Below are 21,597 nucleotides of genomic sequence, written 5' to 3' on the forward strand. Positions count from 1 at the left end.
TCTAGTGCGCGCCTGTACAGGGGCTGGGGATGTCCGGAGTGCGCTGCCCGGCTGCCTAAACTTGAGCCTGATGTCCGCTTCCTCACCCTACGACGACCGTCTCGGCCGCATTCCCGTGCGCGCATCCGAGGTCACCGTCCTCGGGAGCATCACCCGCTACTGGGACTACGGCGACCCGTCCGCCGCCACCTCCATCGTGCTCGTGCACGGCTTCCGTGGCGACCACCACGGACTGGAACCGGTCGTCGCTCATCTCGAGGGCTTCCGCTTGATCTCGCCAGACCTTCCCGGATTCGGAGAGTCCGAACCCCTGAGGGACGCACACCACGACATCGACGGCTATGGCCGCTGGCTGCGTGCGTTCGTCGAGCAACTGGGCCTGAGCGGCCGTGTCGTGATCCTCGGCCATTCATTCGGGTCGATCGTCGTCTCCGCCGCCCTCGCCGCGCCGACACCGGAGCACTCCCTGAGACCCGACGACGTCGTCCTCGTCAACCCGATCGCCGCTCCAGCGCTCAAGGGCCCGCGCGGGATCCTCACTCGCCTCGCGGTGTTCTACTACTGGCTCGCCTCCGTCCTGCCGGAGAGGCTCGGATTCGCTCTGCTGCGCAACGGACTCATCGTCCGCGTGATGAGCGTGACCATGGCGAAGACCGATGACAAGACCCTGCGCCGCTGGATCCACGACCAGCACGACCGCTACTTCAGCGCGTTCTCCGACCGGCGCGTCGTGCTCGAGGCCTTCCGCGCATCCGTCAGCAACGACGTGAGCGAATTCGCTCCGCGCATCCCGGAACGCACCCTGCTGATCGCTGCGGACAAAGACGACATCACACCGGTCGCAGCCCAGGAGCGGTTGGTGAAGCTGTTCCCCGATGCGCGCCTGCACGTCATCGCGGATGTCGGGCACCTCATCCACTACGAGGTCCCCGCCGACGCCGCCGAGCAGATCACCGCATTCCTCGCCCAGCCGACCGCGGACGGTGCCCGATGAAGATCGTCTTCGACTGCCGCTACACCCGCATCGGGCGCCACGACGGAATCAGCCGGTACACCGCCGGCATCGTCACCGCGCTCGCGAAGCGGCATCCCGTAACGATGCTGGTCAGCGACCACCGCCAGCTGGAGATGCTCCCCGACCTGCCGTGGGAGCTGATCAGCGCACCCACCAGTGCGCGCGAACCGTTCGTGGCCCACCAGGTGAACCGGCTCAAGCCGGACGTCGTGTTCACTCCGATGCAGACGATGGGCGGCTGGGGGCGCGACTACCGGCTCGTGCTCACCGTCCACGATCTCATCTACTACCGCAACCGCACGCCACCGCGGGACCTCGCGTGGCCGATTCGTCTCCTGTGGCGCCTCTACCACCTCGCCTGGTGGCCGCAGCGGATGCTGCTGAACCGGTCGGATGCCGTCGTGACGGTCTCGCAGACCACCAAGGACCTGATCACAGAGCATCACCTGACCCGACGGCCGATCTCCGTCGTCATGAACGCGGCAGACGTCCCCGGCGCCGCCCACGCGGATCCCACCGTGCGATCGGCACCCGTGTCGAAGAGCCTGGTGTACATGGGCTCGTTCATGCCGTACAAGAACGTGGACACGCTGGTCCGTGCCGTCGCGAAGCTCCCCGACTACGAACTGCACCTGATGAGCCGGATCGACGAGCGGGAACGCGAGCGCCTCACCGCCCTCGCGCCGGCGGCGCGGATCGTGTTCCACAACGGTGCGAGCGACGAGGACTACAGGAACGCGCTCCGGAACGCCACGGCGCTCGTGACCGCATCCCTCGACGAAGGGTTCGGCATCCCACTGGTGGAGTCGATGACCGTGGGGACACCCGTCGTCGTCAGCGAGATCCCGATCTTCCGCGAGATCGGGGGAGACGCAGCCCTCTACTTCGAGCCGGAATCCGCCGACGAACTGGTCGCGCGAATCCGCGACCTCGAAGCCCCCGGCGTGTGGGCCGAACGCTCGGCACAGTCAGAGAGGGAGGCCTCCCGATTCACCTGGGATGCGTCGGCGGAACACCTGCTGACCGTCCTGACCGCGGCGGCCGCGCGCTCGAGGCGCCGCTTGAGCTGAACGGGCGGAACCGCTCGCCCGGACTATCTGAACCCGCCTAGAGCACCGACGCGGTGAAGAGGTCGCGCTCCTCGAGGCCGACGTTGAACCGATCGAGTTCCAGCCGTCCGTCGCGGAAGACGAACGTGTGCACGGAACCGTTCGGGATGACCTCACCCGGGCCCGGGAGGGCGTGATCGGTGACATGTCGCACGAGCGACGAGATCACCCCGCCATGGCTGACGACGATCAGCGACTCGCCATCGTGATGCTGGGCGAGATCGACGAGCGCCGGGAGAGCGCGCTCGACGACCGCCTCTCGGCTCTCGCGGCCGGGAACCGCCGTCCCCTCCGGCCAGCGGGCGAGGATCTCGGGACCGGTCAAACCCTCGGCCTCCCCATAGCGTCGCTCCGCGATCCCGGCGAGGTCGGTGGGCTCGCCGAGTTCGACATGGGCCGCGATGATGCTCGCCGTCTCGCGTGCCCGACTCAGCGGGCTGGTGTAGATCGCATCCCACGTTCCCGCGGCGAGCGCGCGACCCGTCGCATCCGCCTGCGCGCGCCCTGTCGAGTTCAGCGGTACATCGGTCGAACCCTGGATGCGTCTGGCGAGGTTCCAGTCCGTCTGGCCGTGGCGCACAAGAGACAGTCTGGTCACAGGCATCCCTTTCCAGGGACGGCACACCCGGCCGCATCGCCTCCGCGGGTGCGGACCGGATGCACGTCCAGTGCGATCAGGCGGTGAGCCGGGCGGAGAGCTCCACGAGTGTCTCCGTCGTCCCTGCATCCAGCTTAACCGTCGCGCGCGTGTCGCCCTTGGTGCTGCCACGATTCACGATGACGATCGGGATGCGCCTGCGCCTCGCCTGTTCGAGGAGGCGGATGCCCGAATTGACCACCAGGGAGGACCCGGCGATGAGAAGCGCATCCGACCGTTGCACCAGCGCGCTGGCCTCACGGAACTTCTCCGCGGGAACGAACTCGCCGAAGAAGACCACGTCGGGCTTCAGGCGGCCGCCGCACACTGTGCAGTCCGGGACCACGAACGCATCGATGTCGGTCACGATCGCGTCGCCGTCCGGAGCGATCTCCACAGCATCCGGCTGACCGAGCCAGGGGTTGGCATCTTCGATGCGCAGCGCAATGCTCTCGCGGGCGAAGATCTGGCCGCAGTTCAGGCACAGGACCCGATCCATCGCGCCGTGCAGGTCGACGACCTTGCGCGAGCCGGCCCGTGTGTGGAGACCGTCGACGTTCTGGGTGATCACCCCGGTCAGCACACCACCCGCCTCGAGCTGTGCCAGAGCGCGATGGCCCGCATTCGGCTCGGCGGCACGGAACCGCCGGTAGCCGAGGTGGCTTCCCGCCCAGTATCGCTTGCGATGCGCGTCGCTCGCGAGGAACTGCTGGAACGTCATCGGGGTGCGCTGGGGTGCGCCCTCACCCCGATAATCGGGGATTCCGGAATCCGTGCTGACACCGGCGCCGGTGAGCACCGCGAAAGTCCGCGCGCCGAGTATCTCCACGGCACGATCCAGGTCGCTTCCGACCTGGGCGTCCGGCTCGGTCGCCACTGCAGCCATCCCCACCTCCGGATCCGGAGCGCTGAAAAACGCACCGCACATCCTGAGTGTAAACACACGAGTTTTCCGGTTTGTTTCCGGCAACTGGCAATCTAGGAGCGCGACCCCCACAGGAAAGGCGGCACCCGCAGTGCTCATCAGGCGGATCAGCGACCTGGACGACCCGGCGCTCGGCGACTACTCACGTCTGACCGATGTGGCGCTGCGGCGCGTGAGCGAACCGGCGGGCGGCCTGTACATCGCGGAATCGACGAAAGTGATAACCCGTGCTCTGGCAGCCGGGCATCGTCCCCGATCCGTGCTGCTGCAGGAACAATGGCTCGCCGATGTCGAGCCCCTCCTCGCGGACTTCCCCGATGTTCCCGTGTTCGTCGGCGACAGCGCGCTGCTGGAACGGCTGACCGGCTATCATCTCCACCGGGGTGCGCTGGCCGCGATGCATCGTCCGCAACTCCCGGACCCGCGCGACCTGCTCCGGGCCGCGACCCGTGTCGTCGTGCTCGAGGACATCGTCGACCACACCAACGTCGGGGCGATCTTCCGGAGCGTCGCAGGCCTCGGCGCCGATGCTGTCCTCGTCACTCCGCGCTGCGCCGACCCCCTGTATCGACGCAGTGTGCGGGTCAGCATGGGCACGGTGCTGCAGGTGCCCTGGACCCGCCTGCCCGAGTGGGATGAAGCAGCACCGATCCTTCATGACGCCGGCTTCACCATCGCCGCACTCGCCCTCGCGTCGGATGCGGTATCGCTGGACTCCTTCGCGGCGGCGCCGCCGGAGCGCGTCGCACTCGTCCTCGGATCGGAAGGGGACGGCCTCAGCCGTCACGCGCTCCGCGCTGCGGACACGGTGGTGACCATCCCGATGCTGCACGGCGTCGACTCGCTGAACGTCGCATCCGCCAGCGCTGTAGCGCTCTGGGCGCTCCGCGACGGCTGACGGTCGACCGGTTCGCGACCCTCGGGGGGCTTTCAGGGCATCCACTGGAAGCTCGCATTATGATCTAACGCGTGCCAGACCAGCCACGCCGTGAGACGCGCGAATCGACCAAGCGTCGAACGTACCGTCGGCGTCGCATCGCGGTCTTCGGGATCCTCGGGCTGCTTCTGGTCAGCGTGATGTACGTGACAGGCTCCCTCGTGGCGCCCATGCCAGCGACAGCTGCCGTCACCGAACACGAGACCTCGATCGCGCAGCCCACGGCCCAGCTGTCCTGGCCCGGTTTCGGCGCGAGCGCGATCACCGCACTGGACTATCCGGGCGTCTCGGAGTTCCACGGAACCGACGCGAGCCTTCCGATCGCCAGCATGACCAAGACGATCACCGCGCTCGTCGTCCTCGCGAAGAAGCCCCTCACAGCAGGCGACGACGGTCCGAGCATCCGCTTCACCGACGCCGACGTCGCCGTGTGGAACGAAGTCGTCGCACAAGGCGGCTCGTGGGCCCCTGTCGTGTCCGGCACGTCGATGAGTGAGAAGCAGGCTCTCGAAGCGATGCTCCTCCCATCCGCCAACAACTACGCGATCTCACTGGCCACCTGGGCATACGGGAGCGTCGCTTCCTACCTCAAAGCCGCGAAAGCCTGGCTGGCAGCGCACAACCTGAGCGGGACGAAGGTCGTCGACGCGAGCGGCCTGGACCCGGGCAGCCGCAGCACGACCAAAGACCTGATCGCGATCGGTAAGCTCGTTCTCGCCGACCCGGTCCTGCCGTCGATCGTTGCGACGAAGGAAGCGACTCTCCCGGGCGCAGGCCTCCAGGAGAACACCAACGTGCTGCTCGGGGTCGACGGGATCGACGGGATCAAGACCGGGAACACCGACCAGGCCGGTAACTGCCTCATGTTCTCCGCCGAGGTCGCCGTCGGCTCCAGCAAGGTGCGGGTGCTCGGTGTGGTCGTCGGCGCACCGACGCACGACCAGCTCTGGGCGGCCGTGAAGACACTCCTCACGAGCATGCAGAACGGCTTCCACGAAGTCGACGTCGCCACCGACGGACAGGTCTTCGGAACCTACACGACCGTGTGGGGCGCGAGATCGAAACTCGTCGCCACCTCGACCAAGACCTTCCTCGTCTGGTCCGACACCCCGGTGACCGTGTCCATCCAGACGCGGCCGGTGCAGGTCGGCGCCGCGGGCGACGTGGTCGGGGAAGTCGCCTTCACACTCAACGGCAAGACCGAGACAGCGCAGCTCGCCCTCAAATCGAAGCTGCCCGATCCGGGGTTCTGGTGGCGCCTGGCCCACCCGGGCGGGCTGGGAGCCTGACCGGGGCTCAGTCGCCGGGATAACCGGGGAAAACGAACGGTGCGGCTTCTGGTCTCTTCGGCAGGATGTGATCGCCCGACGATTGGTGCCGGATCCGGCGGATCACCCACGGAACCAGGTACTCGCGAGCCCATGACAGGTCCTCGGACCGGGCCTGCCGCCAGGTGCGCTCGGGAAGCGGCTCCGGCTCCAGCGGCTGCAGGTCGTTCTCGACGTTGAGCGCCGACAACACCATGCGCGCGACCGTGTGGTGGCCGAGCGGCGCGAGATGCAAGCGGTCCGGTGCCCACATCCGCGCATCCTGGATCTCCGTCAGCGACCACTGGTCGGCGACGATGCAGTCGTAGCGAGCCGCGACAGCGCGAACATTCTCGTTGTAGATCGCCACCTTGCCGCGGATGCCGCGGAACACGGACGAGAAGCCGACATCGACGCCGGTGAACACGACGACCGTCGCCCCGTCAGTCGTCAGGCGCCCTACGGCGACGTCGAGCAGTGCGGCGATCTGATCGGGGTCGGTGCCGGGCCGGATGACGTCATTGCCGCCGGCGGAGATGGTCACGAGATCCGGGTGCAAGGCGAGCGCGGGCTCCACCTGCTCGTCGAGGATCTGTTTGATCAGCTTGCCCCGCACGGCCAGATTGGCGTAGGCGAAATCCTCGGTCTGACTGCTGAGCACCTCGGCGACGCGATCGGCCCATCCACGGTGACCCCCAGGGCTGCCGGACTCCGGATCACCGATGCCTTCGGTGAAGGAGTCGCCGATCGCGACATAGCGGGACCAGGGATGCTGCCGTTCGGCCATACGTCCATTCTGCACGCGATCGGCGTCACGGACGTTCCGTGCCATCGCGCCCTGACGCTTCCGCATCGTCAGCAGCGGTGAGACGTGCGATCGCATCCGCATTGGTTCCATACGTCGTCGTGTCCGCATCCAGACCGAACTCCGCAAGGATCCGCGCGAAATCGGGCCGCACCCGGGAGAAACCGAACGTGAGTCCGCGGTCACGTACCCACTCCTTGGTCGCGGCAACACTCTCCGCCCCGGTCACATCGATGTCCGTGATCGATTCGCAGTCGATCACGACGTGCCGGACCTCCTCGCGCGCATCCGTCACGGCCGACTGCACTGCATCCTTGAACGCCGACGCGTTCGCGAAGAAGACCTGGGCGGCGAAACGGATCACGAGGATGCCCGGGGCGGTCACCGCTCCTGGAGGCTGGACCGGCATCAGCGCTCCCTCGGGGACGCCCTGGGCGTTCAGCACGTCGGTCGCGGGGTCGGCCGCCCGCTTGGCCAGGTTCACGAGGGCGAGCACGAAAGCGATCAGGATGCCCTGAATCGGGCCGATCAGAAGCGAGGTCAGAAAACACACCGCCGCCACCGCGAACTCGAACTTGCGCACCCGCCAGAGCTCGGCCATCTCACCGAACCCGAGCAACGGCACCACCGCGACCGTGATGATCGCGCCGATCGCAGGCGAAGGGATGTGCTCGAGCACGCTCGTGCCGAAGACGACGAGCAGGAAGGTCACGACTGCAGTCACCAGCGCGGGGACCTGCGTGCGGGAGCCGGACTGATCCATCGCCGCGGTACGCGATGTCGACGACCCCATCGTGAATGCTCCTGTCGCGCCGGCTGCGATGTTCGCGGCGCCGAAAGCGAAGAGGTCGCGGTTGAGGTTCACGGGGTAGTCACGTTTCGCCGCGTACGCGCGCGAGACCAGCAGCCCCTCGCCCATCGCGACGATCGTCAGTGCTGCCGCGCTCGGGACCAGAGCCAACCAGGTGGCCCACGGGATGATCGGCCAGGTCAGGTGCGGTGGACCCGCCTGGACGGTGCCCAGGACGGCTACGCCGGCACCCTCGAGATCGAGTGCCCACGTGGCGATCGTGGCGGCGGCCAGCGCCACCAGCGCCCACGGGACGCGGGGGAGCAGCCTGCGGCCGGCGAGGATGATCGCAACGGAGACCGCCGAGATCAGTACCGACCAGATGTTCAGTGTGGGCAGCCTCGTGAAGAACTGACCCAGCTTGACGAGAAAATCCTCTCCCGACTCGATCTTCACGCCCAGCATCTTGGCGACCTGGTCGAGCAGGATGTCGAGCGCGAGCCCGCCGACGAAGCCGGTCAGAATCGGCTTCGAGAGGAAGTTGGCGAGGAATCCGAGCTTGAAGAAAGCGCAGGCCAGGAACATGACCCCGCCGATGATCGCCTGGGCCAGGGCGAGGGTCGCATAGTCCTTGCCGCCGGCGACGGCCAAACCACCCAGGCTGGAGGCGACGAGCGCGGAAGCGGCGGCGTCCGGGGATGCGACGAGCTGTCGTGACGACGCGGCGAGCGCCCAGATCGCGGCCGGCACGATGAGCGCGTACAGGCCGGCGGTCGGCGGAAGTCCAGCGATCTGGGCGTAGCCGAGGTTCACGGGCAGCGCGATCGCGAGGAGTGTGACACCGGCGAGGATCTCACGCAGGAGATCGTGACGAGTCAAGCCCGGCAGAAGGGCCCGCGGCCGAGTCGCTGGTCGGGTCCGGACCTCATCGCTCATGATCCGACCTCCCGATCGAACGCCCGTTGGGTGCGAGCCTAGTGGCGCGCGCCTCCCACCCACCAGCGTGGTGCGAGCGGGTCGACTGCACCTGCTGCTTTACTGCGGTCATGGACAAGATCGCGAGCTTCTTCCAGGATGCGAGCCTGTCGGGGTGGGACCTCCTCTTCGCAGTCCTCTCACTGGCAGCAGGGTTCGTCTTCGGCTCCCTCGCGAAGAAGGCCGTGCTGACGATCGGGCGAACCTGGCCGAATTTGAGCAGTGCACTGATCGGGCTCATCGCACGCGTCACCAAGTACCTGGTCGTCCTGCTCGGTGTCGGCGTCGCTCTCGCCTTCCTTGGCGCGAATCTCCAGCCGCTCATCGTCACCGTCATCATCGTGGGGACGATCGCCGCTCTCGCCCTGCGCGACGTCGCCGGTAATTTCGGTTCCGCGATCATCCTCCAGTCTCGGCGTCCGATCGATGTGGGAGACACCGTCGAGATCCTGGGGCATGTCGGGACGGTGCAAGACCTGAACGCCCGCGCTGTCATCATCCACACGGCGGATGGGAAGAGCATTCACATTCCCAACTCGTCCGTTCTCGACAACCCGCTGATCAACCGGAGCGAACTCGGCGGAGTCCGAGCGAGCATCCAGGTCGGGATGCTGACGACCGAGCCGTTCGAGACGATCTCCGTCCTGCTTGCGGGTGCGGTTGCCGCGGCCGAAGGTGTGCAGGACAAGCCGGTTCACGTGCGGGCGACGCATATCGCGAGGGACAGCATGGCATGCGCTGTCGATTTCTGGCACGACCCGGCAAACGGTCCTCACGCATCCTCAGCCGCGCTCGTGTCGGTGACGGGTGCGCTGAGAAAGGCCGGAATCGCAGCCACCACGACGTCGGCGGACAAAGTGGACCCAGTCTCTCCACAGCCAGCCGCCTGAGTCGGAAGGTGTCGGTGGGAGCCGGTAAATTGGTTCCAAGTGGATACACCGACCTTGCCCCCGACACCCGAACGCGAGGGTGCGCATGTCGGTACCTTCGCGGCGGAACATCTGTCGCCATCGTTCCCCGAGCGCGCTGCGTGGGGAACGGCGAGCAAACTCCGTGCGTGGCAGGCGGAAGCACTCGACGCCTACTTCGTCCATCAGCCGCGGGACTTCCTCGCGGCCGCGACACCGGGCGCGGGCAAGACCACGTTCGCTCTCCGGCTCGCGACGGAACTGCTCGCTCGACGGGTGGTCGAGCGCGTGACGGTCGTGGCACCGACCGAACACCTCAAGCGACAGTGGGCCGAAGCGGCCGAACGCGTGGGCATCCGCCTCGACCCGACCTTCAGGAACGCTGACGGGCGCTACGGCCGGCACTACAAAGGTGTTGCGGTCACCTACGCTCAGGTCGCCATGCGACCCAGCCTGCATCGCGACATCACCGACTCGTATCGCACCCTTGTGATCCTCGACGAGGTCCACCACGGAGGTGACGCTCTCAGCTGGGGTGACGGGATCCGTGAGGCGTTCGAAACCGCCACCAGACGGCTCGCGCTCACAGGGACGCCGTTCCGGTCGGACACCGCACCCATTCCGTTCGTCACGTACCTCCCCGACCGTCAGGGCATCCGCACCTCGCAGACCGATTACAACTACGGGTATGGCCGCGCCCTCGAAGACGGCGTCGTGCGACCGGTCATCTTCATGATCTACGCGGGTCACATGCGGTGGCGGACCAAAGCGGGGGATGAGATGGAGGCCCGGCTCGGCGAAGGCAACACGAAAGACATTACGTCGCAAGCCTGGCGTACGGCACTCGACCCCAAAGGAGAGTGGATACCCGCCGTCCTGAACGCCGCGAACCGCCGGCTCACCGAAGTGCGCAACTCGATCCCGGATGCGGGTGGTCTGGTGATCGCAACCGACCACTACACCGCGCGCGCTTACGCCGACATCCTGCGACAGCTCACGGGCGAGCCGGTCACGGTGGTCCTCTCCGACGAGAAGGAGGCCAGCGACCGCATCGAAGAATTTTCGAAAGGGACCTCACGCTGGATGGTCGCCGTGCGCATGGTGTCCGAGGGCGTCGACGTTCCGCGGCTGTCGGTCGGCGTGTACGCGACCAGCGCATCCACACCGCTCTTCTTCGCGCAAGCGATCGGACGGTTCGTGCGTGCCAGGCGCCGCGGTGAGACCGCTTCGGTCTTCCTTCCGAACGTGCCGATGCTCATGAGTCTCGCGGCCCAGCTCGAACTCGAGCGCGACCACGCCCTCGACCGCATCCGCACCGGAGACGAAGAAGGCGACCTCTACAACCCCGAAGACGCGATGGTCGCAGAAGCCAACCGCGACGATAAGGCGTCCGACCGACTCCAGGACCTTTTCGCGTTCGAGGCGCTCGCGTCCGAAGCGAACTTCGATCGAGTGCTCTACGACGGGGCCGAATTCGGCAGCTATGCCGTGCCCGGCAGCGACGAAGAGCACGACTTCATCGGGCTGCCCGGCATCCTCGAACCTGACCAGGTCCACGAACTCCTCACCCAGCGTCAGGCACGACAAGCCCGGCGCGGCTCGTCACGTCCCCAGCACGGCGGTAGTGCCGAGAACGCAGCGCATCCTCCAGCGCCGCTGTACCGCAACCTCAAAGAGCAGCGAAGCCTGCTCAACAGCCTCGTCGGCCTCTACGCGAAGAACACCGGCGAAGCGCACGGACTGGTGCACGCAGAACTGCGGCGGGTGTGCGGGGGTCCGGCGGTGGCGCAGGCGAGCGTCACGCAACTCCAGGCACGAATCGACTTCCTTCGGCGACGTCTCGGCTCATAGGTCCGGAACCGCCGGTCGCTGGTTCTAGGCTTCTGCTATGAGCGCAGAGAACGGAATCCACGACGACGAGCCGCACCGCGAAGGACTCGCACAGCGACTCAACTGGCTGAGGGCCGGGGTGCTCGGCGCGAACGACGGCATCGTGTCCGTGGCCGCTATCGTCGTCGGTGTCGCCGGTGCGACGAGCGCCATCGCGCCCATCCTGACTGCCGGCCTTGCCGGACTCGTCGGTGGCGCCGTGTCGATGGCACTCGGCGAATACGTTTCGGTCAGCAGCCAGCGCGACAGTGAACATGCCCTCATCGAGAAAGAGAAACGCGAACTCGCAGAGATGCCGGAAGAAGAGTTCGAAGAACTCGCGGGACTGTACGAGGCGAAAGGTCTCACCAAGGCAACGGCACGGCAGGTCGCGCTCGAACTCACCGAGCACGACGTCCTCGCGGCCCACCTGTCGGCGGAACTCAACATCGACCAGGACGATGTGGTCAGTCCATGGCATGCGGCAATCGCATCCGCTGTCGCGTTCACCATCGGCGGGATCCTGCCGTTGCTGTCGATCCTGCTGCTGCCCGCTTCTATCCGCATCATCGTCACGTTCGTGGTCGTGCTGATCGCACTCGCGATCACCGGGTATGTCGCGGCATACATCGGGGGAAGCTCGCGTGGCCGGGCAATGCTCAGGGTCGTCATCGGTGGCGCCCTCGCACTGGTCGCGACATTCCTCATCGGCTCTCTTCTGGGCACGACAGGTGTCGTCTGACCGCGAGGATAAGGTGACCCGCCTGGCCTGTTTTCTTTCGCTCAGCGGAAGTCGCGTGAACTCGTCCGGATCCCCGTAGTGAGCGTCTCCAGCCGATCCGCGATCACATTGACTACGCCTTCCTCGGATCGTTCGAGCATCCCACGGATGATCATCGCCGGAGCTTCTCGCGCCACCCGCCGGTAACGGTTCCAGACCCCCACCGGGCACACGACGTTGACGAGCCCTGTCTCATCTTCGAGGTTGAGGAAGGTCACCCCGCCCGCGGTCGCGGGGCGCTGCCGGTGGGTGACAACACCACCCACTTCGATGCGGCGGCCCGATTCCGCTCCCATCAGCTGTTCGGCTCGGTACACCCCACGGTCGCTCAGCTGCTGCCGAAGGAACCGGATGGGATGGTCGTCGGTCGAGATTCCTGTCGCCCACAGGTCGGACGCGAGCTGTTCCGGCGCTGTGAGCATCGGAAGCAGGGGAGGCTGCACAGTTATCGTCGTCCCGTTCAGGTAATCGGGCTTCTCCTGTGCCGCATTGCCCGCCTCCCAGATCGCCTGCCGCCTGGTGAATCCCAGCGTGTCGAACGCTCCCGCGGTCGCGAGGGCCTCCAGCTGTGCCACATTCAGCCCCACCCGGCGCACCAGGTCGCCGAGGTCGTGATACGCGCCGCCGGTGGTTCGTTCGGCAACGATCCGCTCAGCGAGTTTCTCACCGATCGACGTGACCCCTGCGAGTCCCAGTCGTACCGCGAAACCGGCATCCCTCCGATGCACGCCGTGGTCCAACGGAACCGTGCGATCGAACGGAGCGATCGGCGGCTGGTCGGGATCGACGCAGGAATCCGAACCGGTGACGGCAGTGGCGGGTGACCCGTCGGGCGCCGGTTCACGCTGAGCGATCGGTTCCAGCACCGGGAACACGTCCGACCGCAGGATGTCCGGGCGCAGCACTTCCACGCCGTGCCTGCGCGCATCCGCTGTCAGCGTTCGCGGCGAGTAGAAGCCCATCGGCTGCGCGCGAAGCAACGCTGCCAGGAACGCACCCGGATAGTGCAACTTCATCCAGGAGCTCACATACACGAGCAGGGCGAAACTGATCGCGTGGCTTTCCGCGAAACCGAAGTTCGCGAACGCTTCGATCTTGCCGTAGATCGCGTCCGCATCCTCAGCCGTGATGCCGTTACCGGCCATCCCCGTGTACAGCTTCTCCCGCAGTGAGCCGATCTTCTCCTGACCCCGTTTGGACCCCATCGCCCGACGGAGCAGGTCGGCGTCTTCTGCCGTGCAGTCTCCGACAGCGACCGCCATCTGCATCAGCTGCTCCTGGAACAGCGGAACACCGAGGGTGCGTTCGAGCACCGGTTCGAGGGACGGATGCAGGTAGGTCACCTTCTCTTTACCGAGTTTGCGACGAATGTACGGATGCACGGCGCCGCCCTGGATCGGCCCGGGCCGGATGAGTGCGATCTCGATGACCAGATCGTAGAACTCGCGGGGCTGCAACCGGGGGAGCGTTCCGATCTGCGCTCGGCTCTCGACCTGGAACACCCCGATCGAGTCTGCCCGGCACAGCATGTCGTAGACGCCCTGCTCCTCCTTCGGGATCGTGTCGAGCGTCCAGTGCTCGTCCATGGCGGATGCGATGGTCTTCATCGAGTAGTCGAGAGCGCTGAGCATCCCGAGTCCGAGAAGGTCGAACTTGACCAGACCCATCCATGCGCAGTCGTCTTTGTCCCATTGCAGTACCGTGCGATTCTCCATGCGGGCGTGCTCGATGGGGCACACCTCGCCGACAGGGCGATCGGTGAGCACCATCCCGCCCGAATGGATGCCCAGATGCCGGGGGAACCGCAGCACCTGCTGCGCCAGTCCGACGACACTGTCAGGGATGTCGTGGTCGACACTGGTCTGCACCGACCCCCACGAATCGATCTGCTTCGACCAACCGTCCTGCTGTCCCGGACTGTAGCCGAGTGCTTTCGCCATGTCGCGCACGGCGTTCTTCGGTCGATACGTGATCACGTTGGCCACCTGCGCTGCATTGAGCCGTCCGTAGCGCCGGTAGACGTACTGGATGACCTCTTCACGACGGTCCGAGTCGAAATCCACGTCGATGTCGGGCTCCTCCTCGCGCATGCTCGAAAGGAAGCGCTCGAACGGAAGGTTGTATTTGATCGAGTCGACCGCTGTGATGTCGAGCAGGTAGCAGACCGCCGAGTTCGCTGCCGACCCACGACCCTGACAGAGGATGCCCTGTTCGCGCGCATATTTCACGATGTCGTAGACGATGAGGAAATAGCCGGGGAAGTCCTTCGCCTCGATCACGTCGAGCTCTCGCTGTATCCGTTCCCGTTTCGCGTTGTTCTTCGTCGAATCGAGGTCGGGATATTTCCGTGCCGCGCCGCGCCAGGTCAGTTCACGCAGCCAGCTCATCGGGGTGTGGCCTTCTGGCACATCCTGTTTCGGAAGCTTCGGACGCGCGCTTCGCAACCGGAACGACAGCTCGTCCGCAATCTCCACCGTGCGTTCGACCGCTCCGGGGTAGCGGGCGAAACGCGTCGCCATTTCGCGTCCGCTGCGCAAGTGCGCACCATCGGATGCGGGCAGCCAACCGTCCATCTCGTCGAGACTCCTGCGGGCGCGCACCGAGGCGAGAGCGGAAGCCAGCGGGTATTGGGCAGGTGTCGCGTAGTGGACGTTGTTGGTCGCCACCACTGACAGCCCGTGCCTGGCAGCGATCTCCGCCAGCGCATCGTTGTGGGTGCTGTCGAGCGGGTTGCCCTGGTCGAAGAGCTCCACAAGCACGTTTTCGCTACCGAACCGCTCCACGAGCTTCATCACCTCCCGTTCGGCCGCTGCAGCATCCAGTGCCGGGCTGCGAACATCGCCACCGAGGACGGTGTCTCCCCGAACGCCAGCCCGACCGCCGGCAGCCGACCACGGAAGACCACCCGCGAGCGCCTGCCGGACTGTTCCTTTCCTGCAGCCGGTCAGCACCATCCATTCGCCGCCGGCACGGCCGGCCAGATCGTCGAGGTCGTAGACCGGGCGACCTTTCTCGGTCCCCGCAAGCTGTCCTGCCGTCAGTGCCCCGGCCAGACGGTGGTACCCCTCCTCCTGCCTGGCCAGCACGACCAGATGGCTGCCTTCGGGATCGGCCTCACCGTTCTGCGGTTTGCTCAGTTCCAGTGACAGTTCCGCCCCGAACACCGTCTTCACCCGGTTGAATCCCTCAGCGGCCTCAGCAAGGTGCACGATGCCGTACAACCCGTCGTGGTCTGTCAGCGCCAGCGCGTGGAGTCGCAGTCTGGTGGCCTCTTCGAGGAGTTCTTCGGGCGAGCTCGCCCCGTCGAGGAAACTGAAGTTGGAGTGGGCATGGAGTTCCGCATACGGCACGTGATCCGCATCCGGTTGGTCGTCGTCCGGAAGTTCCGGGGGGAGATACGGTTCCCGTTTGCGTGACCATGCCGGACTGTCGCCGCCGTCACCGTCATGCGGGGGTCCACCGGTGCGACGGGTGTCTGACAGCCGCCGTTCGAATTCCGCCCACGGGATCGGGGGATTGTTCCAGCCCATCATTCACCGCCGTTCCGGAATGTTGTGCTCTCAGTCATAGCGAGCCTCCGCGGACCATTCCTTGTCGTCGAGGATGAGCAACCAGGCCGTGCCGTCTGCGTCGACCACCTGGAATCGCTGGATGCTGCGGTGCTGGCGCGCATCCCACCACCGTTCGAGGATGGGCCACGGACCGGCCCACGCACTGACCCCGCGTGCGTCACCGCGGGATCCCGTGTCCGAGAACAACGCCACCTGTGCCGAAACCGTGCCGCGTTCGTCTACGCGAATCGGTTCGCCCTCGGAGGAGAACACTCCGACCCTGCGGCGTGTTTCGAACACTGTCGCGGGGGCAGGTGCAGGCAGGCTTCCCGGCCACGGCTGTTTCGCACCGGCCGCACCGGTCGCCCTGTCTCCCCAGGGAACCAGCTGCCGGCGTTCGGCCAGAATGCGCCCTCCACCGATCGTGGCGGTGAGCACAGCGTCATGGCCGAGCATGCTCTGCACCCGGGACAGACCGTGGTGGATCCGTTCGTCCGCACCACCACCCCACAGTCCCTCTTCGTGGTGGCCGATGTCGTCCACGCTTTCCGGAGACACGCGCACCCGGACGATGGGCGATCCGAGCCCGCTGTCGATCGCTCCGCTTCCCTGGAGTTGCCAACGCACCCGGTCGACCACATCTGTCACGCTGAACAGACGTGGATGCAGCCAGGTGCGTTCGCTGACCTGACCGGCCTCGGCGGTCACTTCGATGCGGATGGATGTGCACACCAGACCTGCTTTCGTGAGTCCAGCGATGAAGGTGTCGGCTGTCGCACGGAACGCGAAGGTGACCTGGTCGATGCGGTCAAGAGGCGGTTCGAATTCGATCGCGCGGTCCAGCTGTTTCGGCGGTGTGCGCGGTACCACCCCTGCACTGTCCAGACCGCTGGCCAGCAGATGGCTGCGTGCCCCCTGCTCGCCGAACCGTTCGCGCACATCCGTGGTGTCGAGTTCGGCAAGGTCGCCCAGCGTGTGGATGCCCAGGCGCCGGAACAGTGCCGTCAGTTCCGTCTGGGGGAGAAGTGAGACAGGAAGCGGTGCCAGGAAGGCAGGGGACTGTCCAGCGGGAATGATGCGGATCGCGTCGCCCCCCGTACTCCTGGCTGCCAGCTCTGCAGCGAACGGTCCGTCTGCGATGCCCACCCGGGCACCGGTGATGTCGAATCCTTCGAGACAGCGGAGGATCTCTGCCGCCGCCAGCTCCTCACTGCCGTAGTAACGGCTCGGCCCCCTGGCCCGGAGCACGCATGTTCCCGGACGCACCAGCTGCACGCCGGGCATGATCTCTTCGATTGCCGCAAGGACGGGTTCGAACGCCCGCGCGTCGAGGATGGGGTCGTAGGGGAACACGAGCAGTTGCGTGCACCTCGCCTGGGCTTCGCGGACGCGCAGCCCACGTTTGACTCCTTCCGCTCGTGCAGCTGGCGAGCAGGCGAAGACGAGGTTGCGTTCCACGAGGGCGACAGGAATGTCGTCTGCGAGCTCCTGGGCGTGCATCGTGGCTATGACCGGCCAATCCGGGCACCACAGCACGATCGCCCTTGTAACGGCGGGCATGTCAACCCACCGCTTCCCATGTCACAGCTGTCAGGACCTGCGTACGTGGGTGCATTTCGGCTTCTGCCGATCGGAAGTGTTCGCCCGGATCAGGCAGCCAGAGCTGTGCACTGCGTGAGGCACCCATACCGCCACGCGCTGTCGCAGTGACCGTGACCCGACGTGAAGAGAGGTAGCCGTTGCCTGAGCCGAGCCCTTGCCATCCGCTGTTGGTGATGCTGAGTTTCGCTTCGGCCTGCGGCCAGTCACCGATCACGATCAGAGTCGCGTCGCGTTGCCGAAGTCGTGCGCTCAGACGCGCGACATCGCCGTCTTTGGCCCGCTCAGGGGGTGCGACGACAACGACTGTCAGCACGTCGACCACAGCCGCCGTGACCGTGAGCCACTGATCACCGGGGTGCGGGACGAGCACGAGTCTTTCCAGATCGATGCCGAACCGACCGGCCGCCTCTGCGCCGAAATCCGGCATTCCGACCACACCGCACCATGCGCCGGCGGCCGAAGGACCGGCCAGCAGTGCCATCAGAAGTGTCGTGGAACCCTGCACGGAGTATGCGGCCCCCGAACGCAGGGCGCCACCGGGGAGAAGATCGGCGATAGCGGGATGGGTCTGCAGGTTTCTGGTCTCGAGTTTCGTCGCCTGCATCTGCCGGATCCGGGCCTGCAGATCACTCACCTGGGCGAGGTCGGGCCCCGGTGCGGTGAGAACGGCGGCGGGTGATGACACTCTTCAATTTTCGAACATATGTTCGAAGAACGCAAATGGTTTAACTCCTGTGGTGAGCCTTGCCCACCGGTCATGGTGGCACCGGACCGGGGACCCTTACGCGTCCACCGCGGCGAGGGGTACGGGATGGGTCGAGATGCGCCGGTGGAACGAACCAGGGCACGTTATCGAGCACCCGAACATCCCAGCCGTCCTGATGGACACGGTGGTGGTGATGCGAACACAGCAGGACGCCGTTGCCCAGATCTGTAGAACCCGCGTCACGGTCCCACCAGCGAATGTGATGGGCCTGCGTGTACGAAAGCGGATGCGGACAGCCCGTCCAGGCGCACCCGCCATCCCTCTCAGCCAGGGCTTGTTTCTGCGCGAGACTGAACAGGCGCTGCCTCCGGCCGAGATCGAGGACCTCGCTCTCGCCACCCAATACGGCCGGGATGAGGTGCGCCTCCGGCGCGAGCCGACGCGTCGTGCCAGCACTGACGGGGGTGGCGACTTCGTCGATCGCGGCGGTCCCGAGGCCGGCGCGAAGATGGGAGAGCGCGACGCGCACGATCATCGTGACCGGTGCGCGCGACGCATCCCGATCGCATCCGGCCCGATGCCGGAAGACTTCGACGGCCGCGTCCGAGCGGAGCTGGACGAGGCTTCGGGGCTCCGGCATCCCGGGGTCGCGTCGATCGCGCTGCTCAGCGCTGACGTATGCGGTGATCTGGGGGAGTACATGTCCGGCGGACTCAGCGTCCAGGAACCAGTCGAGGTGGGTCATCCCCTCGCGCGTGGTGGTGATCGAGAGGGAGCGGCGCCGTCGCAGGATCTGCTCTCGCGGTTCCGTACCGTCCGCATCGAGTTGATCGCGCACCTGCACTGCCAGCCGTCGCATCTGCTCGACCGTGAGACCAGGGGCGTGCTCGATCAGGACCCGCTCGCCGACACCGCGTTGCTCGACGGTACAGCCGGGGCCGGTCTTCTCCAGTTCGCGGCTGATCGCGGCGGCCTGGTCAACGGACACACGAGGAAGCGAAGCACCGCGACATCGCCGGTCTGGTCATCACTTGTGTCGTTCCCCGGGTCACGGACATCACCGAACAGTGCAGCGGCCACGTCGGGGAATTCCGGGGGCGCGTCCTCACCCGCTAGCGTCTGCCGGGCCGCCGCTTCCATGGCACGCAACTCATCGAGCACAGCAACAGCAGCATCGAGGTCGCAAGCCGCGGTAACTGACATGCCTCCACCCAATCGGGCGTTGCCCCCCGACCATCGACCAGGAGACACACTCGTGCACAACTCCGCCCTGTGGAAAGAACCAGAACCCCTGCGCGCACGAATAGCATCCGCGCACAAAAAAAGAGCCGGGTCCGAAGACCCGGCTCTCAAGAGTTCAGAAACCCACTCAGTGAGCTCAGATGGGGCGGATGTTCTCCGCCTGCAGGCCCTTGGGGCCCTGCGTCACCTCGAACTCGACCTTCTGGTTCTCGTCGAGCGAGCGGTAGCCCGAGCTCGCGATGGCGGAGTAGTGCGCGAAGACATCTGCGCTTCCGTCATCGGGAGCAATGAAGCCGAAGCCCTTTTCTGCGTTGAACCACTTGACCGTACCTGTTGCCATGACAAACTCCTCCAGGAGCGTTTAATTGACCTCGAAAGCCGAGGCCTCGGCCGCGTGTTGTAAGCCTGCTCCTGAAAGGATCGCAACGTTCCGGGGGTCCGGTACGCAACCGCTCCATACATGCAAAACACAACGACTTACCCTAAGCCTACTCACAGGGCGCTGCGAATCCACCCTACGCGCCAGTTTTCATTGTCCGGCTGTTGCCAAATCGTTAGGCGCGTCAGTCGCTCGTGACGAAGTCGATCAGCTGTTCCACGCGTCCGAGAAGCTCGGGTTCGAGGTCGGCATACGACCTCACGGTGCCGAGGATTCGCTTCCAGGCGCGCGCAATATCCGCCTGTTCTGCGTGCGGCCAACCGAGCGCATCGCAGATGCCGTGCTTCCATTCGATGGTCCGCGGAATGACGGGCCACGCATTCAGCCCGAGCCGCTCCGGCTTCACCGACTGCCACACATCGACGTAGGGATGTCCGACGACGAGCACGTTCTTCCCGTACGGACCGCGCGCGACCTGCTCCGCGATCCTGCTCTCCTTCGAGCCCGGGACGAGGTGGTCGACCAGCACGCCGATCCGCCGTCCCGCGCCTGGCGCGAAGTCGCGCACGATCTCGTCGAGGTGATCCACGCCTTCGAGGTATTCGACGACGACGCCTTCGACCCGGAGGTCGTCACCCCACACTTTTTCGACGAGTTCAGCATCGTGCCGGCCTTCGACGAAGATGCGGCTCGCCCTGGCGACGCGTGCGGGCGCGTCGCCGACCCGGAAGGAACCGGATGCGGTCCGCGCGCGTGTTCCCGCATCCGCCGCCCTGGGGACGACGAGCGTGACGGCCTCCCCATCGATCAGAAACCCGCTGCCGAGCGGGAACACCCGCTTCTTCCCGAAGTAGTCTTCGAGTTCGACGGTCGCGTTCTCAATCCGCGTGACTGCTCCACAGAACCCGCTCGCTGCATCTTCGACGACGAGGTCACGCACGGCTTCGACGTCGGGAACGGGCTTCTGGCCGGCGGTCTTCCATCCGGATGCGAGCACATCGGAGCTGTAGCGGTCATACGTCACCCGGCGAGCGTAGTTCGCACGGTCGGGGAGCGCAGAAATGGCACGCGGTCAGTCGAAGATCCGCACGAGATTCCAGCTCCGTCGTGTGTCGTCGTGCCGAACGTCGAAGACGTGCGCTTCGCCCCAGTCACTCGTCGCCTGGAACCTCCACCCGCCGATCCGGCGGGGGACACTGCCGATCCCGTATTCATTGGGTTCGAATGGTCGCCACCATTCGCAGGTGTCCGCCCAGACCGTCGGGGTGTCGGTGACGAGGTACGGTGTCGACCGCCACACGATCCGCTCGGGCACGCCGTCATCGGTCGTCCACACGGTGACGGCCTCATCGATCTCCGCCATGTCCATTCGCCCCTTCTCGCGGATTCGAACGTATGTTCGAATGTCTCGAGTGTAGGTCCGGAGAGGGGTTGATGGAAAGCCCGGTCGACCGTGTATCCATGTTGCAACGGGGTCCACAATTACTTCATGAGCGACTTCACCGATCCGTCGGAATCCCGGTTCCGCTTGAGCAACGCCGAACGCGACCAGGCGGTCGCATCCCTCGAAGGGCACAGGAGGGATGGCCGGCTCACCGACTCGGAGCTTGCCACGCGGACGGCGGCCGCCCGGGCCGCAGTCACCAGAGGAGACCTCGCACCGCTGTTCGCCGACCTTCCCGGTGCGCTTCCTGCTTCGAACGCGACTCGAACGTTCACCCCCTCCAGCGACGCCTCACACGACCGGGACTGGGACCGCTATGGCGGGGGATCGCCGGCACGGTGGCGCGTCGTGTGGACAGCGATCATCCCTTTCATCGCACTGATCCTGTTCTTCCTGACGAGCGCGCTGTGGGGTTTCGCGTACAGCTGGCTGTGGTTCCTCCTGATCCCGGTGGTCGCGATCATCGCCTACGCGGACGGCGGCCAGGGTCACGACCGCAACCGGAACCGCGACCGCTGACCTGACCGCGCTCGGGTCAGCGAACTCCGTCGAGCACGGGTCGACATGTCCCGCGCACCGAGCGATACTGAGCGCCGTCGCCCGTCGCCCGGCACC

General features: G+C 66.0%; 19 protein-coding genes. 8 read left to right on the forward strand and 11 right to left on the reverse strand.

Annotated features, from left to right (window positions below; all coding sequences use genetic code 11):
- Positions 1–70: 70 nt before the first annotated feature.
- Together ACV7NN_RS02165 and ACV7NN_RS02170 are read left to right on the forward strand one after the other, a co-directional pair.
- Positions 71–994 carry an alpha/beta fold hydrolase gene (locus tag ACV7NN_RS02165; protein ID WP_463347946.1) on the forward strand — a complete coding sequence of 308 codons (924 nt, stop codon included), beginning with the start codon at positions 71–73 and terminating at the stop codon, positions 992–994.
- Positions 991–2,085 carry a glycosyltransferase family 4 protein gene (locus ACV7NN_RS02170; RefSeq protein WP_463347947.1) on the forward strand — a complete coding sequence of 365 codons (1,095 nt, stop codon included), beginning with the start codon at positions 991–993 and terminating at the stop codon, positions 2,083–2,085. Before ACV7NN_RS02165 ends, ACV7NN_RS02170 begins: the two co-directional genes overlap by 4 nt.
- A 37-nt stretch (positions 2,086–2,122) precedes the next feature.
- Here the strand turns inward: ACV7NN_RS02170 and ACV7NN_RS02175 are convergent, their stop codons facing one another.
- Together ACV7NN_RS02175 and ACV7NN_RS02180 are read right to left on the reverse strand one after the other, a co-directional pair.
- Positions 2,123–2,722, reverse strand: a complete 600-nt coding sequence (locus ACV7NN_RS02175; RefSeq protein ID WP_463347948.1) for a histidine phosphatase family protein — start codon at positions 2,720–2,722, stop codon at positions 2,123–2,125.
- Between the two features lie 76 nt (positions 2,723–2,798).
- Entirely contained in the window at positions 2,799–3,647 is an 849-nt protein-coding gene (locus ACV7NN_RS02180) for a Sir2 family NAD-dependent protein deacetylase (protein WP_463347949.1), read from the reverse strand.
- A gap of 130 nt (positions 3,648–3,777) precedes the next feature.
- Between ACV7NN_RS02180 and ACV7NN_RS02185 the strand changes: the two genes are divergently transcribed.
- A complete protein-coding gene (locus ACV7NN_RS02185; RefSeq protein WP_463347950.1) occupies positions 3,778–4,584 on the forward strand; it encodes a TrmH family RNA methyltransferase in 807 nt (268 codons plus the stop codon).
- A 71-nt stretch (positions 4,585–4,655) separates the two neighbouring features.
- Entirely contained in the window at positions 4,656–5,912 is a 1,257-nt protein-coding gene (locus tag ACV7NN_RS02190; protein ID WP_463347951.1) for a D-alanyl-D-alanine carboxypeptidase family protein, read from the forward strand.
- A gap of 7 nt (positions 5,913–5,919) precedes the next feature.
- On the opposite strand, the gene ACV7NN_RS02195 is transcribed toward ACV7NN_RS02190, so the two are convergent.
- Positions 5,920–6,717, reverse strand: a complete 798-nt coding sequence (locus ACV7NN_RS02195; RefSeq protein WP_463347952.1) for an SGNH/GDSL hydrolase family protein — start codon at positions 6,715–6,717, stop codon at positions 5,920–5,922.
- Positions 6,718–6,742: 25 nt separating this feature from the next.
- Positions 6,743–8,404 (reverse strand): SulP family inorganic anion transporter, encoded by a 1,662-nt coding sequence (locus ACV7NN_RS02200; protein ID WP_463347953.1) that lies wholly within the window; start codon positions 8,402–8,404, stop codon positions 6,743–6,745.
- 167 nt (positions 8,405–8,571) lie between these two features.
- Here ACV7NN_RS02200 and ACV7NN_RS02205 point away from each other — a divergent pair, with 167 nt between their 5' ends.
- The 3 genes from ACV7NN_RS02205 to ACV7NN_RS02215 are packed head-to-tail and all read left to right on the forward strand — an operon-like array spanning position 8,572 to position 12,019.
- Positions 8,572–9,390 carry a mechanosensitive ion channel family protein gene (locus ACV7NN_RS02205; protein WP_463347954.1) on the forward strand — a complete coding sequence of 273 codons (819 nt, stop codon included), beginning with the start codon at positions 8,572–8,574 and terminating at the stop codon, positions 9,388–9,390.
- Positions 9,391–9,429: 39 nt separating this feature from the next.
- Positions 9,430–11,259, forward strand: coding sequence for a DEAD/DEAH box helicase (locus ACV7NN_RS02210; protein ID WP_463347955.1), 1,830 nt, complete (start codon positions 9,430–9,432; stop codon positions 11,257–11,259).
- Positions 11,260–11,296: 37 nt separating this feature from the next.
- Entirely contained in the window at positions 11,297–12,019 is a 723-nt protein-coding gene (locus tag ACV7NN_RS02215) for a VIT1/CCC1 transporter family protein (RefSeq protein WP_463347956.1), read from the forward strand.
- 41 nt (positions 12,020–12,060) lie between these two features.
- Here ACV7NN_RS02215 and ACV7NN_RS02220 read toward each other — a convergent pair whose 3' ends face one another.
- From ACV7NN_RS02220 to ACV7NN_RS02250, 7 genes are all read right to left on the reverse strand, one after another.
- Positions 12,061–15,588, reverse strand: a complete 3,528-nt coding sequence (locus tag ACV7NN_RS02220) for an error-prone DNA polymerase (RefSeq protein ID WP_463347957.1) — start codon at positions 15,586–15,588, stop codon at positions 12,061–12,063.
- Positions 15,589–15,618: 30 nt separating this feature from the next.
- Positions 15,619–17,169, reverse strand: coding sequence for a DNA polymerase Y family protein (locus ACV7NN_RS02225; RefSeq protein ID WP_463347958.1), 1,551 nt, complete (start codon positions 17,167–17,169; stop codon positions 15,619–15,621).
- 1 nt (position 17,170) lies between these two features.
- A complete protein-coding gene (locus ACV7NN_RS02230) occupies positions 17,171–17,896 on the reverse strand; it encodes a hypothetical protein (RefSeq protein ID WP_463347959.1) in 726 nt (241 codons plus the stop codon).
- Between the two features lie 70 nt (positions 17,897–17,966).
- Positions 17,967–18,905: a DUF222 domain-containing protein gene (locus ACV7NN_RS02235; protein WP_463347960.1), complete on the reverse strand. Its 939-nt coding sequence runs from the start codon at positions 18,903–18,905 to the stop codon at positions 17,967–17,969.
- A 390-nt stretch (positions 18,906–19,295) separates the two neighbouring features.
- Positions 19,296–19,499, reverse strand: coding sequence for a cold-shock protein (locus ACV7NN_RS02240; protein WP_163289618.1), 204 nt, complete (start codon positions 19,497–19,499; stop codon positions 19,296–19,298).
- Between the two features lie 223 nt (positions 19,500–19,722).
- Positions 19,723–20,562 carry a DUF3097 domain-containing protein gene (locus ACV7NN_RS02245; protein ID WP_463347961.1) on the reverse strand — a complete coding sequence of 280 codons (840 nt, stop codon included), beginning with the start codon at positions 20,560–20,562 and terminating at the stop codon, positions 19,723–19,725.
- A gap of 48 nt (positions 20,563–20,610) precedes the next feature.
- The gene (locus ACV7NN_RS02250) at positions 20,611–20,901 is read right to left on the reverse strand and encodes a DUF6504 family protein (RefSeq protein WP_463347962.1); all 291 of its coding nucleotides are present in this window, start codon (positions 20,899–20,901) and stop codon (positions 20,611–20,613) included.
- Between the two features lie 126 nt (positions 20,902–21,027).
- On the opposite strand from ACV7NN_RS02250, the gene ACV7NN_RS02255 reads away from it, so the two are divergent.
- Positions 21,028–21,501, forward strand: a complete 474-nt coding sequence (locus ACV7NN_RS02255; protein WP_463347963.1) for a DUF1707 SHOCT-like domain-containing protein — start codon at positions 21,028–21,030, stop codon at positions 21,499–21,501.
- Positions 21,502–21,597: the final 96 nt, after the last annotated feature.

This window comes from Leifsonia sp. Ger2509 (genome assembly GCF_055231915.1).

Excerpts from the sequence above, each read along its gene's own strand:
- ACV7NN_RS02165 (WP_463347946.1), top strand. The coding sequence starts at position 71 with ATGTCCGCTTCCTCACCCTACGACGACCGTCTCGGCCGCATTCCCGTG.
- ACV7NN_RS02170 (WP_463347947.1), top strand. The coding sequence starts at position 991 with ATGAAGATCGTCTTCGACTGCCGCTACACCCGCATCGGGCGCCACGAC.
- ACV7NN_RS02180 (WP_463347949.1), bottom strand. The coding sequence starts at position 3,647 with ATGGCTGCAGTGGCGACCGAGCCGGACGCCCAGGTCGGAAGCGACCTG.
- ACV7NN_RS02195 (WP_463347952.1), bottom strand. The coding sequence starts at position 6,717 with ATGGCCGAACGGCAGCATCCCTGGTCCCGCTATGTCGCGATCGGCGAC.
- ACV7NN_RS02205 (WP_463347954.1), top strand. The coding sequence starts at position 8,572 with ATGGACAAGATCGCGAGCTTCTTCCAGGATGCGAGCCTGTCGGGGTGG.
- ACV7NN_RS02215 (WP_463347956.1), top strand. The coding sequence starts at position 11,297 with ATGAGCGCAGAGAACGGAATCCACGACGACGAGCCGCACCGCGAAGGA.
- ACV7NN_RS02220 (WP_463347957.1), bottom strand. The coding sequence starts at position 15,588 with ATGGGCTGGAACAATCCCCCGATCCCGTGGGCGGAATTCGAACGGCGG.
- ACV7NN_RS02225 (WP_463347958.1), bottom strand. The coding sequence starts at position 17,169 with ATGCCCGCCGTTACAAGGGCGATCGTGCTGTGGTGCCCGGATTGGCCG.
- ACV7NN_RS02240 (WP_163289618.1), bottom strand. The coding sequence starts at position 19,499 with ATGGCAACAGGTACGGTCAAGTGGTTCAACGCAGAAAAGGGCTTCGGC.
- ACV7NN_RS02250 (WP_463347962.1), bottom strand. The coding sequence starts at position 20,901 with ATGGCGGAGATCGATGAGGCCGTCACCGTGTGGACGACCGATGACGGC.
- ACV7NN_RS02255 (WP_463347963.1), top strand. The coding sequence starts at position 21,028 with ATGAGCGACTTCACCGATCCGTCGGAATCCCGGTTCCGCTTGAGCAAC.